Source organism: Neobacillus cucumis, from assembly GCF_023715505.1.
Genome location: NZ_JAMBOH010000001.1, coordinates 401,414 through 416,807 on the forward strand (window position 1 = coordinate 401,414; position 15,394 = coordinate 416,807).

The window sequence follows — 15,394 nt, forward strand, 5'->3', positions numbered from 1 at the left end:
AGGGAAAGAAGGCGTTCTTTGCCTTTATTCCCTGAGTGGCTTATGACCTCGAAGGGCTAGGCGCTGGAGCTGGACGTCGACAGTCCTTTTATTAACAGTTATCCACAAGCGAAAATTTTATAATTTTCTAAACGGAAAAAGCTCCCTTTGTTTTGAACAAAGTGGAGCTTTTTAGTGCTCTTCCTTCTTATTTTCAGGAAACGAGCGTAAAAAATCCTTATTAAAGCTAGTCCCCGTACCAACATTTTCAGCCTGGTCATGATTATGAGTGCTGGCACTTTCAATAATATCTTTTCCGTATTTTTCACGCAGGCTGGAAAGGGTTTTTAAGAGCGGCTCTTTTTTAGCATCTTTTTCAAAAGAAAATAAATCGAGCTGTTTATAGGCATGATCCTGTTCAACCAGGTCATTCCCCGTTATTCCTAACAAACGGACAGGGTCGCCATTCCAAGCCTTTAAAAACAGCTGCTTCGCAAACGTGGAAATATCACTGTGATGATTAATCGGGTTAAGAAGTTTCATACTTTTGCTAATTGTCTTCCGGTCTTTATAACGGATTGTAATCGCCAAAGCGGATGCCATAACTGTTTTGCGCCTTAATCTCGTCGAAACGGTCTCCGCCAATCCATCAAGCACTTGGAACAGTTCTTGTTGTTTGCTAATATCTCTAGGCAGCGTCGTGGAATTTCCGATACTTTTAAATTCTGATACTGATTCAGGATCAACGAGTCGAAAGTCAATTCCATTTGCCCTTTCTTTTATCCGTAAACCATTAATTCCGAGTAGTGATTTTAGTTGGAGTTCATTTCCTTTAGCTAGGTCGCCAATCGTATGGATTCCAATTGTTTGTAATTTTTCCGCAGTCTTTTTACCAACCCCATGCATTTCATTCGTATTCAAGGGCCACAGTACTGAAGGAATATCACGTTTGCGCATGATGGTTATTCCCAGCGGTTTTTTCATATCAGAACCGGTTTTTGCTAAAAATTTATTCGGGGCAATCCCGATACTGCACGGTAAATCCAGTTGCTGTAAGATTCTTTTTTGGATACTTTCAGCAATTTCGATTGGACTTCCTAATGAAAAGCTTTCGGTAATATCCAAGTAACCTTCATCAATCGAGACAGGTTCAACAAGCTCCGTATATTGTCTAAGTATTTCAAACATGGCGGTCGATGCAGCCCGGTATCGTTCGAAATTCGGTTTCATCACCACTAACTGCGGGCAAAGCTTTTTCGCTTCCCAAAGCGGCATGGTTGTTTTTACACCAAACTTCCTCGCTTCGTAGCTGCAGGTGACAATAATTCCTCTTCGCTCCTCAACGTTTCCCGCAATGGCAAGAGGCTTTCCCTTCAGTTTAGGATCATAAGCCATTTCAACAGAAGCGTAAAAGCTATTCATATCTACATGTAAAATGACTCGTCCGTTTTTCGGATACATTTCCTTCATGACGAACACACCCTTAAAACATTTGTTCTCTTTTTTATTATACTACGAAAAGCGCAAGCGCCTTGATCAGCCCCGACAAGCATAAGACGAGCCGGCCGAAAGGTTGCTTTTTAACCTTTTGGACGGATTGGCTTGTGACCTCGAGGGGCTAGGCGCTGGAGCTAGACAATTCTCAAAGAAAAAACTTTAATACTTTCTTATCCCACAAAAAAGGAGGCCAGTTGGCTCTCCTTCAGATAGCTTGATTATTGATTCGTTACTACGTCGATAATGGCAATCGTCATTTCAGCAAGCTTATATAATTCTTCAACCGGCATACGCTCATTTGTGGTATGAATTTCCTCATAACCCACAGCCAAGTTTACGGTTGGAATATTAAAGCCATTAAATACGTTGGCATCACTACCCCCGCCGCTATGTTGAAGTTCACAGCTGCGGCCAATCTTTGCCGCCGCCTTGCGCGCGATTTCTACCACTGGGTCGCCTTCGCCAAATTTGAAACCTGGATACATAACTTCGATATCGACCTCTGCCCTGCCGCCCATTTCCTCGGCAACGGTTTCGAATGCTTCCTTCATTTTATTGACTTGGGCCTGCATCTTTTCAGGGATAAGCGAACGAGCTTCCGCTAAAATATCCACACGGTCGGCAACGATATTAGTAGCTTGACCACCTTCAAAACGGCCAATATTTGCAGTGGTTTCTTGATCGATTCTTCCTAATGGCATCCTCGAAATCGATTTCGCAGCAATTGTAATCGCAGAAACTCCTTTTTCAGGAGCTACACCGGCATGAGCTGTTTTTCCGTAGATGACAGCTTTTACTTTTGCTTGTGTAGGAGCTGCTACAATCACGTTTCCGACCAAGCCATCGCTGTCAAGAGCATAGCCATATTTTGCTTTTATTAATGATGGATCCATTGCTTTTGCACCATGTAAGCCTGACTCTTCACCGACTGAGATGACAAACTGTATTAAACCATGTGGAATATTTTGTTCCTTTAGCAGACGGATTGTTTCAAGCATCACAGCTATACCCGATTTATCATCAGCACCAAGAATGGTCGTACCATCTGTAACAACATAGCCGTCCTTTATGGAAGGTTTAACTCCCTTTGCAGGTGTAACGGTATCCATATGACAGGAGAAATAAATAGGGTCTACTCCTTCTTTCACAGCAGGCAGTGTACAAATTAAGTTACCTGCTCCATGCCCCGTAATAGCCGTTGTATCATCCTCAAAAACATCGAGACCTAATTCAGTAAACTTTTGCTTTAATACTTTCGCAATTTCAGTCTCAAATTTTGTTTCTGAATCAATTTGGACAAGCTCCAAGAATTCATTCAAAAGACGTTCCTGATTAACCATTTATGCCCCTCCAATTATGTACTCACTAATATCTAGCTGAAAGCCCCTGGTCAAGGAGCTTCCACTATTCTTATATCAGTATACCTCTTTATTTGTTATATCATCAAATGAAAGAGATAAATGGTAATTTAGAGCGGGATATTACCATGCTTTTTGGCTGGCCGGGACTCTTGTTTTGTTTTTAGCATTTCCAATGCTTGAATAATTTTTATTCTCGTATCGCGGGGATCAATCACATCATCGACCATACCTCTGCTTGCAGCGACATAGGGGTTCGCAAATTTTTGACGGTACTCTTCAATTTTTTGCTGCCTTGTTAGCTCAGGATTTTTACTACTGCTAATTTCTTTTGCGAATATAATATTAGCTGCCCCTTGTGGACCCATCACGGCGATTTCGGCATTTGGCCAAGCAAATACTAGGTCTGCACCAATTGATTTACTATTTAACGCCACATATGCACCGCCATAGGCTTTTCTTAAAATAACCGTCAATTTTGGCACAGTTGCTTCGGAGTAAGCGAATAAAATTTTGGCCCCATGGCGAATAATTCCGCCGTGTTCCTGTTTAACCCCAGGGAAGAAACCCGTGACATCCTCGAATGTAATTATGGGGATATTAAAAGAATCACAGGTCCTAATAAACCTTGCCGCTTTATCGGATGAATCAATATCCAGGCCCCCCGCCATTACTTTTGGCTGATTGCAGACAAGTCCGACGGATTCACCTTTAATACGTGCAAATCCAACAACAATATTTTTTGCAAAGTTTTGATGAATCTCCATAAAAGAGCCACCATCAACTACTTGTTCGATCACCTTTCTAACATCATAAGGGCGGACGGCATCAAATGGGACAACATCCATTAAATCAGGACGGTAATCGTTCTCTTCTGCCACTTCTAGCACCGGCGGCTTTTCTCCATTATTCTGTGGAAGATAGCTCAAGACTCTGCGCACATTTTCCAAGACCTCTGCTTCTGTAGCGGCTTGAAAATGGGCGTTGCCACTAATAGAATTATGAACATTTGCCCCTCCAAGGTCTTCTGGGGAAATCTTTTCTCCGGTTACTGTTTCAATTACCTTTGGACCTGTAATAAACATTTGACTTGTTTTCTCAACCATAAAGACAAAATCAGTAATTGCTGGAGAATAGACAGCACCACCTGCGCAAGGTCCCATGATGACAGAAATTTGTGGAATCACTCCTGAGTATATGGCATTTCGATAAAAAATATGTCCATACCCATCAAGTGATACAACACCTTCTTGTATGCGCGCTCCGCCGGAATCATTTAAACCGACAAAGGGTGTACCGTTTTTAGCTGCTAAATCCATAACGGCAGCAATTTTTTTGGCATGCATTTCTCCTAATGCACCGCCGAAAACAGTGAAGTCCTGTGAGAATAAGTAGATCGGCCTGCCATTTACTTTACCAAAGCCTGTTACAACCCCATCGCCTGGACCCTTTTGTTCATCCAAGCCAAAGTCGTTGGTTCGGTGTTCAATAAAAGGATTTAATTCAATGAAACTGCCTTTGTCTACTAGCAGGTCAATTCTTTCGCGGGCTGTCAATTTCCCTTTTTCATGCTGCTTATCAATTCTTTCATCCCCGCCGCCAAGTTCTACTTCCCTGCGTTTATCATACAATTCATTGATTTTTTCATAAATGTCGATCATTGCTCCTTCATCCCCTTTTTCTCGCAAAGCTCAAAAAGCACACCAGCAGTTGATTTCGGGTGCATAAAAGCAATTTGTGCCCCTCCAGCCCCTAATCGCGGCTGGTCATCAATCATCCTGATCCCATGTTCTTTAATATCAGCTATTCTTTTTTCAATGGACGTTACACCAAGAGCTATATGGTGAATTCCTTCACCACGTTTGGCAATAAATGCTGCAATCGGGCTTTCCTCTGTGGTTGGTTCTAGAAGCTCTATTTTGGTTTCACCAGCTTTTAGAAAAGCCACTTTGACTTTTTGGCTGTCAACCTCTTCGACCCCTAACAACGAAAGCTTTAGGATATCCGTATAAAATGGCAGCGTTTGCTCAAGAGACTTTACAGCAATTCCAATATGGTCGACTTTTTTAATCATGATTTCCCCTCTGTTCCAAAATTAAAATAAATCAGATAATTACCTTATTCGTTACATATTTCATAAATCCTTCCTATTTTGCTTAGTAGTTCCGTTGTTCATTTGGGCTTTTCCTAGTAAAATAAGAATAAAGCTTATGAAAGTAAGAAAAGCGCACTTGCCGGCGAAAGCAGGGTCAAAGACTAGTCGCCCTTAATGCGTACAGAAAGCGATAGTTTTCTGTAGCCAAGCATATAACGAGCCGGCCGATTGGTTGTTTTTTAACCTTTTGGACGGATTGTCCTAAATGTGGAGGCGACTGTCCTGGGACTCTAGGCTAGGACGTACCCTGCAAGAAGGCGCTTTTTGTCTTCTTCAGGGGATGGCTAGACTTGCGTCCCAAGGAGCCGCAACTGGATAAGCTGTAGACCATCGAGGGGCTAGGCACTGGAGCCAGACAATTCTCAAAGTCAAAAACTTTTCTTTCTAATCTCATAAAGAAGGAGGTTCTTAAATTGTCTAAAAAGAAAACAAGAAAAATTATCGTCTATCTAATGCTTTTTGCTATGTTGGCCTCAACCCTCCTATTAGGTATTGCAAGTTATTTATCATAAGAAAAGTGCAAGGCGCCGATATAGGGCGACTTATCGACTTGCGGCGAAAGCAGGGTCAAAGACTAGTCGCCCTTAATGCGTACAGAAAGTGATAGCTTTCTGTAGCCAAGCATATGACGAGCCGGCCGAAAGGTTGCTTTTTAACCTTTTGGACAGATTTCCTAAATGTGGAGGCGACTGTCCTGGGACTCTAGGCTAAGACGTACCCTGCAAGAAGGCGCTTTTTGCCTTCCTCAGGGGAGGGCTAGACTTGCGTCCCAAGGAGCCGCAACTGGATAAGCTGTAGACCATCGAGGGGCTAGGCGCTCGAGCTAGACAATTCTCAAAGTCAAAAACTTTTTACTTATCTCTTAAAAAATAAGAAGGGACTGTTCGAAATCGAACAGCCCCTTCTTATTTTATTGCTCCATTTTCTTTTGCTAAAACTTCAAATGATTTATTGGAGGAAGTAACCAATATTTTTGTTCCAAGCGGGATTAATGGAAAAAGTGAGGATACCACCTCATTTTGGGTGCGGATACAGCCTTGGGAGACATATTTACCGATGGAAGCTGGCCGATTGGTTCCATGGATACCATACATACGGCCGTCTGTTCCTTTTGCATCAAAACCAATCCATCTAGATCCAAGAGGATTTTGGGGATCTCCTCCTAGAATATTCTTCTTACGATAATAAGGATTCTTCGCCTTTACTGTAATCGTAAACAGCCCCTCCGGCGTTAATTCTTGCGTTTTGCCGGTGCCAACACTGACAATCGTTTGCACTTTATTATCATTGATAAGCGCTAGTTCATTTTTTGTTTTATTTACAATGAGGAAGGGGTCACCAGGCATAGGATTTGACCCTAATGGCCAAAGTGGTGAGAGAAAAAAAGTCATGAGGAGAGGCGATAATAGTTTAATCAATCCAGCCACCTGCCTTTTTTCCCCTAGTATGCCTTTACCTTGTTTGAATCATGCACAATTACTTCTTTTACATAAAGAGAACTTTTGATAATAAGATAATCATTCATTTCTTTAACTAATTGCAGCAGAGATGCCCGGACTTCAAATTCTTCTCTAGTTTTAGGCAGTTCCATTTCCTCGAATTCTTTTTTCATCCCTCTTAATTTATCGATATAGATATAGGCTGTGTTGCCAGGATGGATATTTTCAGAAAGTTCCTCAAGAAATGCAGCTACAATCTTTCCCTGGACCAACGTACTAGTAAGTGAAGTGACGATTGGTAAAACGCGTTCGATGATTTCAAATTGTTTTTCTCTGATTTTAAAATATTCAAAGTATAGGTTTTCTTCACGGAGTATATGGTTTTCAAAATCTCTTAACGCAAGCATTTTTGCCTCATCAAGCAGCTTGGCACTTTCTGTAATTTCTTTTCCGTCCCAGCTGCTCTCGCCTTCTTTTAAGTACCTCACCATTTCACAAAAGATAATTTTAAAATTTCCTTCGATCTTCATTTGATATTCTCTAAGTTTTTTATCAGCACTCGGCATGTAAAGGTTAATGAGTAGTGCAACACTTATACCAACTGTAATTACTCCTAGTTCATTAAAGAATAGTGCCCATGATATATGGTGAGCCATAAAAATGTGTAAAATAATGACACTGCTGGTTACTACTCCGTCAGGCGCCTTCAACATAACAATTATCGGAATAAAGAAGAGCAGCATTACCCCAATAACAATCGGATGATAACCAATTCCCTCGAAAAAAAGTGCCGAAAAAGGCATTGCTAATGCGCATGCTAAAAAACGATCCCACGCAGTACGAAGTGACCTTCTTTTTGTAACTTGGATACATAAAATTGTTAAAATCCCTGCCGACGCGAAGTTGTTTAATCCTAGCTGCTGTGCAATTAAGATGGAAAAAGCTGTTCCTACTGCCGTTTTAATAGTCCGATAACCGATGCGAAATTTCATAAATTATCTCCTAGATTAGAATAAGAAAAGAGCATGCGCCTTGGTCAGCCCCGACAACCACAAGACAAGCCGGCCGAAAGGTTGCCTTTTAACCTTTCGGACGGATTGATTTAAATGTGGAGGCGACTGTTCTGGGACGAATGCATAAGACGCACCCTGTAAGAAGGCGTTCTTTGCCTTCTTCAGGGGGTGGCTTATGACTTCAGTCCCAAGGAGCCACAGCTGGATAAGCTTGTGACCTCGGGGGGCTAGGCGCTGGAGCTATCAATTCTCAAAGTCAAAAACTTTTATACCCTCTTATCTAAAAATAAAAAGATGATCATAAAGACCATCTTTAGCATATCCCTATTAAAACAGGTTTTTCAAGAAAAATTGCTTTGCAAAAAAAAAAACATGTAAGGTTCACTTTTTACAATACTTTCTCTAAAAAGTCCTTTGCTCTGCTTGTACGAGGATTATTAAAAAATTCATTTGGTGAGCCTTCTTCTAATAATTTCCCTTCATCAAGGAAGATTATACGGTCAGAAACCTCACGAGCAAATCCCATTTCATGTGTGACGATAGCCATCGTCATTCCTGATTGGGCTAGGTCCTTCATAACGGTTAATACTTCCTTTACCATTTCTGGGTCAAGCGCTGATGTAGGCTCATCAAATAACATTAACTTTGGTTCCATTGCAAGAGCACGTGCAATCGCTACACGCTGCTTCTGACCACCTGACAGGTTATTTGGATAAGCAGCTTCTTTTTCAGTAAGACCCACTCTAGCAAGTAATTCCCGAGCTTTTGCTTCAGCTGTATCACGGGATTCCCCTTTAACTTTCATTGGGGCGTATGTTAAGTTCTCTAAAACAGTTAAATGTGGGAATAAATAAAAGTGCTGAAAAACCATTCCGATTTGTTCTCGAACTTTCATTATATTCGTTTTTTTATCGGTAATCTCTTGATTATTAATCCACACTTTTCCTTTCGTCGGTGTCTCTAACAAATTTAAACAACGAAGAAAAGTTGACTTGCCCGAACCTGAAGGTCCAATGATAGAAACTACTTCACCGCTATCTATACTAGTAGAAATATTTTTTAGGACTTCATTTTCCCCGAATTGTTTATAGAGGTTTTCAACTTTAATCACTGAATTTCATCCTCCTTTCAACCCATTTACCAGCCAGCGTAAGCACCATTACTAAAATCCAATAAATTAATCCAACAAATATAAGTGGTTCAAAATTCCGATAAGTATCAGCTCCCACCACTTGCGCACGGCGCATCAAATCTAAATATCCAATCGTGGATACAAGTGCCGATTCTTTCGTTAGGGTAATAAATTCGTTCATAAGAGCTGGTAAAATATTTTTTAATGCTTGAGGCAATATAAGGTCCTTCATCATAAGACGATAAGGAACTCCCAGCGCTTGGGCCGCTTCAGTTTGACCTTTATCAACTGCTTGAATTCCTGCCCTGATGATTTCTGAAACATAGGCTGATGAATTCAAACCAAAAGCTAAAATTGAAGATAAAAATGGTGATATGTCATAACCTGTTAATTGCGGAATCGCAAAATAGATTAGCATTAATTGCAAAATTAATGGTGTACCACGAAAAATAGATGTATAAGCGTCACCAAACCAATTTAAAGCCTTAATACGCGAAATTTTAAATAACGCTAGAATAGTACCAAGGATAAAACCTAAAATAATGGAAATAATAACAAATTTTAATGTAACCCATATTCCTTCTAAAATAAAAGGAATATAAGGCACAATTTGGCTAAAATCCAAATTCATGCCTTACACCTCACTTCAATATTTTCTTTACCTTCATCAAAACGAACTAATGAATTTGGTCTTAACTAATTATTGTTGATCCTTTAACCATTTATCCTTCAATTCTTGAAGTTTTCCGTTCTCTTCAAGTTTTTGAAGTGCTTTATTTACATCACCAACTAAGTTGCTGCCTTTTGGAAAAGCTACAGCCATCCCTGGAGAACTAGATGTTGGATCATCAAAACCAGCTAATCCCTGTTCCTTCATGTATCCTGTTGCGACTGATTTATCTAAGTATGCTACTTGAACACGATCCGTTACTAGTTCTTGAATCAACGTTGTTGAATTATCTAAAGGTTTAAGCGTAAAATCCACTTTTTTCTGAAGTGTTTTAGCCCCTTCTTCCTGAATAGTTCCTAGCTGTACTGCAACGGTTTTTCCTTTTAGATCATCAATCGTTTTAATTGTAGAACCTTTTTTCGTTAAGAACATTTCACCAGAATGGTTATAAGCTGTAGAAAAATCCACATTTTTTTTGCGCTTTTCAGTTGCCGACATACCAGCAAGTACCATATCTACTCGCTTCGCTTGTAATGCACCGATAAGACCATCAAACTTCATATCTTTGATTTCTAGTTTATAACCTAATTCATCTGCAATGGCATTAGCAAGGTCAATATCAAATCCAACAACCTTTCCTGATGGATCTCTTGATTCAAATGGAGCAAAATCAGCTGATGTTGCCATTGTTAATACCTTCTTGTCAGCTGTTTTTTCCCCAGTTGCCCCGTCCTTATTACTCTGACCGCAAGCAGCCATAACAACTAATGTAAGAATAAATGTTAAAAATAAAATAGTTTTTTTCATGGTGGAACCCCCTGTGTTATATAAATATATAGTTATTTAAAAATGGATTTTTATTCAACAAAGTGAATAATAACACATCCTGTTTATTTTGAAAAGATGTTTTTTAAATATAAAAATATTCTAAAAATATGGTATGCCAATATTATTTCATCCACCAAAAAAGCACCACTTAAAGAAGAGGTACTTTAGAGGTCATGTTTCCATTACCTATGCTTGACGAAATTCTTTTTTCATCTTTTCAAAAACTTCTTTATTTGTGATTAAATCATATCCTGTAAGCGCAAGGGCCAAAGCACCTCTAGCTAGAATTTCGTGAGAGTTGTCAGTGATTGTTAAGTCAGCAAATTCCCTCGTATGTGCAATCAGCCCAGGCGATTCAAGACCAATATAGGGGTGTATGGCTGGAACGACGTGACTAACATTTCCCATATCAATCGAACCATAAGATTCCTTCGCTTTCTTCACCTGTTTAACACCCGTTGTTAATAGATTCCTTGTAAATAATCGGGATAAGGTTTGGTTCGTAACCATATTATCGTAGCTCAGCTCATAGTTTTCAATGTGAACTTTTGCACCTGTCATTGATGATGCACCTTCCGCAATACTAATTACCTTTTTAACAACATCATTTAGGTAGTTTCGGTCCTTTGCCCGAACATAAAATTGAGCTATAGCTTTGTCTGGAACAATGTTGGCAGCTACACCGCCTTCTTTAATAATCCCATGGATTCTAACATCTGAAGTAACGTGCTGACGCAGAGCATTGATCCCGTTAAATAATTGAATAACGGCATCCAATGCATTAATTCCCTTTTCTGGCGATGCCGCTGCATGACTCGTTCTGCCGCGGAAGTCAAATTGAATAGCATCCATGGCTAACGAATCACCACTCTCATAGGATTCATCCGCCGGGTGCAATATCATCGCTGCATCAATGTCGTCAAATACTCCTTGTTCCGCCATCGGTACTTTAGCGCCATTTGTTTCTTCTGCAGGTGTACCTAATACAACCACACGGCCGCCAATTTCATCTACGACTTTACTTAAGAGAACTCCTGCACCAGTACTCATAGTCCCAATCATATTATGACCGCACCCATGTCCAACCTCTGGCAAGGCATCATATTCAGACAAATAGGCAATAGTAGGTCCCTCCTTCTTACTATCATAAACTGCTTTAAAGGCTGTAGGACGGCCAACGATACCTTTTTCGACAGAAAATTGATGCTGCTCGAGGAATTCCACTAAAAGTTTCATAGATTCAAATTCTTCATCACCCAGCTCTGGTTGATAATACAAGGTATCATTAATCTCCCATAATTTGTTTTGTATAGCTAGTAAATTATTTTTAAATAATTCCTTCATGTCAAAACACCTCTGATTTTATGATTAAAGTTACAAAATAATTAATGAATATACACTAAAAATGGTATTTAGACAATAAAAAAAGATCAAATCATTTTACGATTTGACCTTTTTTATTTTACCCTTATACTTCTTCACAATACTGATCAAATTCACTTTGAAGCTTTGCCACTACAGTAGCAGGGTCAAAGCCCTCAATTTGATGTCTTTCAATCATAGTCAGTATCTTACCGTCTTTTAACAAAGCAAAAGATGGGGAGGAAGGCGGATAACCTGTGAAATAGCTTCTAGCTGTTTCGGTTGCCTCCTTATCCTGCCCGGCAAATACTGTAACTAGATGGTCAGGGCGTTTATCATTATGAAGCGCATGTGCTGCTGCAGGGCGTGCAATGCCGCCTGCACATCCGCACACTGAATTAATCATCACTAATGTGGTTCCTTTTTGAGCAAAGGCATCTTCTACCTCTGCAGGTGTTTTAAGTTCTTTATACCCAGCAGCCGCAATTTCTTGACGTGCCTGGTTAACTACATCATTCATGAAAAAATTAAAATTCATACTCATCAAAAAACACTCCTTATATTCCGTATATAACTACATAATAACAGTTAAAATGCATTTTCTCCAAATGAAATGAAATCTATTGGGCAAAGCATGTGAACTGTTTGCACATACCAATTCCTGTACCAGAATTTTTTCACTAGTAAAGTTAACTTTTTGTTTCTGATAAAAAGGTTTCAAATAATGTCTCTACAGCTGCTGCTACAGTCATTTCTCCAGAAATCACTTCATTTTCAAGCTTAGGAAGAGCACTTTTAACCTCTTTATGACGATAAAAGAGAAATTGGAGCTGATCCGTAATCATTGAATAAAACCATTCCCTGGCTTGTATTCTTCTTCTTTCCTCAAAAACTCCTGAAGACTTTCCAGTTTCAGCAAAGGATTGAATAACACCCCAGATTTCGTTAATTCCCTCAAGAGTTATCGAAGAGCAAGTATATGCCTTTGTATTCCAACCTTTTGTAGCTGGCTGAAGGAAGTGGAGAATTCGGTTATATTCCTGTCTTGTTTGTTCAGCTATCTGTTTATTCGCTCCATCAGCCTTGTGAACAAGGATGATATCAGCTAGTTCCATAATCCCTTTTTTCATTCCTTGAAGTTCATCGCCCGCTCCTGTCAAAACAAGCAAAATGAAAAGATCAACCATATCTCTGATAATTACTTCACTTTGGCCCACACCAACGGTTTCAATTAAAATAATATCAAATCCTGCCGACTCACACATTAACATCGCTTCTCTTGTTTTTCTGTGTACACCGCCAAGTTTTCCTCCTGTTGGCGACGGACGAATAAAAGCGTTCTTATTTCTTGATAACTGTTCCATTCTTGTCTTGTCGCCAAGAATACTGCCGCCTGAGATACTTGAACTTGGGTCAATAGCCAATACTGCAACCCGATACCCTAGGTTGCACAAATATATACCAAAAGCCTCAATAAAGGTACTCTTGCCTGCACCTGGTACACCGGTTATACCGATACGAATGGATTTACCCGTTTTGGGCAGGAGCATCTTCAACAGCTGCTGAGCTTTTTGAAAATGCTGATCAGCATTACTTTCTACAAGTGTAATCGCTCGAGCAAGCAGGCTTCGGTCACCCTTCAGCACCCCATCATAAAGAACGTCAATGGATGGTTCTGTGGAATTTCGTTTTTGAAAGCGTACATTTTTTTTAAAAGAGACAGTTTGACTTTCAAGCTCCTTGCCTCGTCGCACGATGCTTTGACAGCTGTCAGGATTATTAGGGTCACTCCATTCCGGTTTATGATCCTTCCCCATTTATGGCGACACTTCCTCATAACCTAGTTTTATATAAATCTCCCTAATCACTTTTTGAGCAGCAACAGGAATGATGGTTCCCGGTCCGAAAATGGCCGCTGCACCATGGTCATATAAAAATTGATAATCTTGGGAAGGGATGACACCGCCGACGACAACCAGAATATCCTCTCGGCCCATTTTTTTTAGTTCGTCCACAAGTTGAGGCAGCAATGTTTTATGACCTGCTGCAAGTGAGCTCATGCCCACAACATGAACATCATTTTCAACCGCTTGAATAGCCGTTTCTTCTGGCGTTTGGAACAGCGGACTAATGTCTACATCAAACCCTAAATCCGCGAAAGCAGTGGCAATGACCTTTGCCCCCCGATCATGACCATCCTGACCCATTTTCGCAATAAGGATCCTTGGCCTTCTCCCTTCATTCTCAAGAAAATCATCTGACATTTTCTTCACTTCAATGATCTCTTCCTCATTGCTAAAGGCTGTACTATACACACCACTAATCGAACGAATGACGGCTTTATGCCTTGTGGCCACACGCTCAATAGCGTCAGATATTTCACCAAGCGTTGCTCTTACTCTGGCTGCCTTAACAGCAAGTTCTAATAGATTTTGATTCCCTGTTTCAGCAGCTTTTGTTAATTGATTAAGTGCCGCTTCCACTTTTTGATTATCTCGAGCTGCTTTTAAAGCCGTTAATTTCTCCATTTGCTTTAAACGGACGGCCGTATTATCGATATCTAATATATCGATCGCTTCTTCCTTTTCAGGCCTGTAGCGATTAACACCAATAATGGTTTCTTTACCAGAATCGATTTGCGCCTGTCTTCTAGCTGCTGCTTCTTCGATTCTCATTTTGGGAAGACCTGTTTCTATGGCCTTAGCCATACCCCCAAGCCCTTCGATTTCTTCAATGTGTGTCCAAACCCTTTTTATTAAGTCATCTGTCAGTTTTTCTACATAATAAGAGCCTCCCCAAGGATCGATTACATCGGTAATCCCTGTTTCTTCCTGTAAAAACAACTGAGTGTTTCGAGCAATCCGGGCTGAGAAATCTGTTGGTAAAGCTATTGCCTCATCTAAGGCATTCGTATGTAGTGATTGGGTATGCCCCATCGCCGCGGCATGTGCTTCAATTAGTGTTCGCGTAACATTATTAAATGGATCCTGTTCGGTTAAACTCCACCCTGACGTTTGTGAATGAGTCCGTAACGCTAATGATTTTTCATTCTTCGGCTGAAAAGACTTCATCATTTTGGCCCAAATGAATCTCGCAGCCCGCATTTTGGCGACTTCCATGAAGTAATTTATCCCGATTGCCCAGAAAAAGGACAATCTTGGTGCAAATAAATCGATATCGATGCCTGCTTTAAGACCTGTCCGGACATACTCTAAGCCATCTGCAAGTGTGTAAGCTAATTCTAAATCGGCCGGAGCCCCCGCTTCTTGCATATGGTAGCCAGAAATACTAATACTATTAAACTTTGGCATATATTTGGACGTATATTCAAAGATATCCGCAATAATCTTCATCGACATTTCAGGAGGGTAAATATACGTATTACGAACCATATATTCTTTAAGTATATCGTTTTGGATGGTGCCCGAAAGCTTTTCTTGGCTTACTCCCTGTTCCTCTGCCGTTACGATAAAGAAAGCTAAAATCGGCAAGACAGCCCCGTTCATTGTCATCGATACAGACATTTGATCCAAGGGTATTCCTGCAAAAAGTGTCTTCATATCAAGTATGGAGTCTATGGCAACACCAGCTTTCCCAACATCCCCAACTACACGAGGATGATCGGAGTCATAACCGCGATGGGTAGCTAAATCAAAGGCTACTGATAATCCCTTTTGCCCCATTGCAAGATTTCGGCGGTAAAAAGCATTACTTTCTTCAGCAGTTGAAAAGCCTGCATATTGCCTGACCGTCCAGGGCCGATTCACATACATGGTCGGATACGGTCCTCTCGTATAGGGAGGCAGTCCAGGAAGGTCATCAATATGCTCTAAACCTGCACGATCCTCTTTTGTATAAATAGGCTTAAGGTATATTTGCTCATTTGTTTCAAACAGCAAATCTTCAATGGAAGAAGAAATTTCATGATTAACTTTCACTTCCCACTCGTCTTTTGTCATGA

At 40.4% G+C, this 15,394-nt stretch carries 14 protein-coding genes; 1 reads left to right on the forward strand and 13 read right to left on the reverse strand.

Annotated elements, in window-relative coordinates:
- Positions 1–171: 171 nt before the first annotated feature.
- From M3226_RS02125 to mce, 4 genes are all read right to left on the reverse strand, one after another.
- Entirely contained in the window at positions 172–1,449 is a 1,278-nt protein-coding gene (locus M3226_RS02125; protein WP_251562107.1) for a DNA polymerase IV, read from the reverse strand.
- A 245-nt stretch (positions 1,450–1,694) separates the two neighbouring features.
- On the reverse strand, positions 1,695–2,816 hold the full coding sequence (locus M3226_RS02130) for a tripeptidase T (RefSeq protein WP_251562109.1): 1,122 nt from the start codon (positions 2,814–2,816) through the stop codon (positions 1,695–1,697).
- A gap of 128 nt (positions 2,817–2,944) precedes the next feature.
- Entirely contained in the window at positions 2,945–4,495 is a 1,551-nt protein-coding gene (locus M3226_RS02135; protein WP_251562111.1) for an acyl-CoA carboxylase subunit beta, read from the reverse strand.
- Complete coding sequence (mce, locus tag M3226_RS02140; protein WP_251562113.1) at positions 4,492–4,908, reverse strand: methylmalonyl-CoA epimerase; 417 nt, start codon at positions 4,906–4,908, stop codon at positions 4,492–4,494. The genes M3226_RS02135 and mce overlap by 4 nt, the downstream gene beginning before the upstream one ends.
- A gap of 494 nt (positions 4,909–5,402) precedes the next feature.
- Here mce and prli42 point away from each other — a divergent pair, with 494 nt between their 5' ends.
- Positions 5,403–5,501, forward strand: coding sequence for a stressosome-associated protein Prli42 (gene prli42 / locus M3226_RS02145; protein ID WP_176541180.1), 99 nt, complete (start codon positions 5,403–5,405; stop codon positions 5,499–5,501).
- Positions 5,502–5,894: 393 nt separating this feature from the next.
- Here the strand turns inward: prli42 and M3226_RS02150 are convergent, their stop codons facing one another.
- The 9 genes from M3226_RS02150 to scpA all read right to left on the reverse strand — a co-directional run bounded on the left by M3226_RS02150 (position 5,895) and on the right by scpA (position 15,392).
- Positions 5,895–6,380: a L,D-transpeptidase gene (locus tag M3226_RS02150; protein WP_251562358.1), complete on the reverse strand. Its 486-nt coding sequence runs from the start codon at positions 6,378–6,380 to the stop codon at positions 5,895–5,897.
- Between the two features lie 50 nt (positions 6,381–6,430).
- Positions 6,431–7,420 carry an aromatic acid exporter family protein gene (locus M3226_RS02155; RefSeq protein ID WP_251562115.1) on the reverse strand — a complete coding sequence of 330 codons (990 nt, stop codon included), beginning with the start codon at positions 7,418–7,420 and terminating at the stop codon, positions 6,431–6,433.
- A gap of 409 nt (positions 7,421–7,829) precedes the next feature.
- Positions 7,830–8,552 (reverse strand): amino acid ABC transporter ATP-binding protein, encoded by a 723-nt coding sequence (locus M3226_RS02160; protein ID WP_251562117.1) that lies wholly within the window; start codon positions 8,550–8,552, stop codon positions 7,830–7,832.
- Positions 8,545–9,204 carry an amino acid ABC transporter permease gene (locus M3226_RS02165; RefSeq protein WP_098530096.1) on the reverse strand — a complete coding sequence of 220 codons (660 nt, stop codon included), beginning with the start codon at positions 9,202–9,204 and terminating at the stop codon, positions 8,545–8,547. The genes M3226_RS02160 and M3226_RS02165 overlap by 8 nt, the downstream gene beginning before the upstream one ends.
- 69 nt (positions 9,205–9,273) lie before the next feature.
- Positions 9,274–10,050, reverse strand: a complete 777-nt coding sequence (locus M3226_RS02170; protein WP_251562119.1) for a transporter substrate-binding domain-containing protein — start codon at positions 10,048–10,050, stop codon at positions 9,274–9,276.
- A gap of 207 nt (positions 10,051–10,257) precedes the next feature.
- Entirely contained in the window at positions 10,258–11,415 is a 1,158-nt protein-coding gene (locus M3226_RS02175; RefSeq protein WP_251562121.1) for a M20 family metallopeptidase, read from the reverse strand.
- 124 nt (positions 11,416–11,539) lie between these two features.
- A complete protein-coding gene (locus M3226_RS02180; protein ID WP_098530093.1) occupies positions 11,540–11,977 on the reverse strand; it encodes a BrxA/BrxB family bacilliredoxin in 438 nt (145 codons plus the stop codon).
- A 145-nt stretch (positions 11,978–12,122) separates the two neighbouring features.
- On the reverse strand, positions 12,123–13,250 hold the full coding sequence (gene meaB, locus M3226_RS02185) for a methylmalonyl Co-A mutase-associated GTPase MeaB (protein WP_251562123.1): 1,128 nt from the start codon (positions 13,248–13,250) through the stop codon (positions 12,123–12,125).
- Positions 13,251–15,392, reverse strand: coding sequence for a methylmalonyl-CoA mutase (gene scpA / locus M3226_RS02190; protein WP_251562360.1), 2,142 nt, complete (start codon positions 15,390–15,392; stop codon positions 13,251–13,253).
- Positions 15,393–15,394: the final 2 nt, after the last annotated feature.

Bases quoted from the DNA above. Each gene is read 5' to 3' on its own strand.
- M3226_RS02125 (WP_251562107.1), bottom strand. From the start codon at position 1,449: ATGAAGGAAATGTATCCGAAAAACGGACGAGTCATTTTACATGTAGAT.
- M3226_RS02130 (WP_251562109.1), bottom strand. From the start codon at position 2,816: ATGGTTAATCAGGAACGTCTTTTGAATGAATTCTTGGAGCTTGTCCAA.
- M3226_RS02135 (WP_251562111.1), bottom strand. From the start codon at position 4,495: ATGATCGACATTTATGAAAAAATCAATGAATTGTATGATAAACGCAGG.
- mce (WP_251562113.1), bottom strand. From the start codon at position 4,908: ATGATTAAAAAAGTCGACCATATTGGAATTGCTGTAAAGTCTCTTGAG.
- M3226_RS02150 (WP_251562358.1), bottom strand. From the start codon at position 6,380: ATGACTTTTTTTCTCTCACCACTTTGGCCATTAGGGTCAAATCCTATG.
- M3226_RS02155 (WP_251562115.1), bottom strand. From the start codon at position 7,420: ATGAAATTTCGCATCGGTTATCGGACTATTAAAACGGCAGTAGGAACA.
- M3226_RS02165 (WP_098530096.1), bottom strand. From the start codon at position 9,204: ATGAATTTGGATTTTAGCCAAATTGTGCCTTATATTCCTTTTATTTTA.
- M3226_RS02170 (WP_251562119.1), bottom strand. From the start codon at position 10,050: ATGAAAAAAACTATTTTATTTTTAACATTTATTCTTACATTAGTTGTT.
- M3226_RS02175 (WP_251562121.1), bottom strand. From the start codon at position 11,415: ATGAAGGAATTATTTAAAAATAATTTACTAGCTATACAAAACAAATTA.
- M3226_RS02180 (WP_098530093.1), bottom strand. From the start codon at position 11,977: ATGAGTATGAATTTTAATTTTTTCATGAATGATGTAGTTAACCAGGCA.
- meaB (WP_251562123.1), bottom strand. From the start codon at position 13,250: ATGGGGAAGGATCATAAACCGGAATGGAGTGACCCTAATAATCCTGAC.
- scpA (WP_251562360.1), bottom strand. From the start codon at position 15,392: ATGACAAAAGACGAGTGGGAAGTGAAAGTTAATCATGAAATTTCTTCT.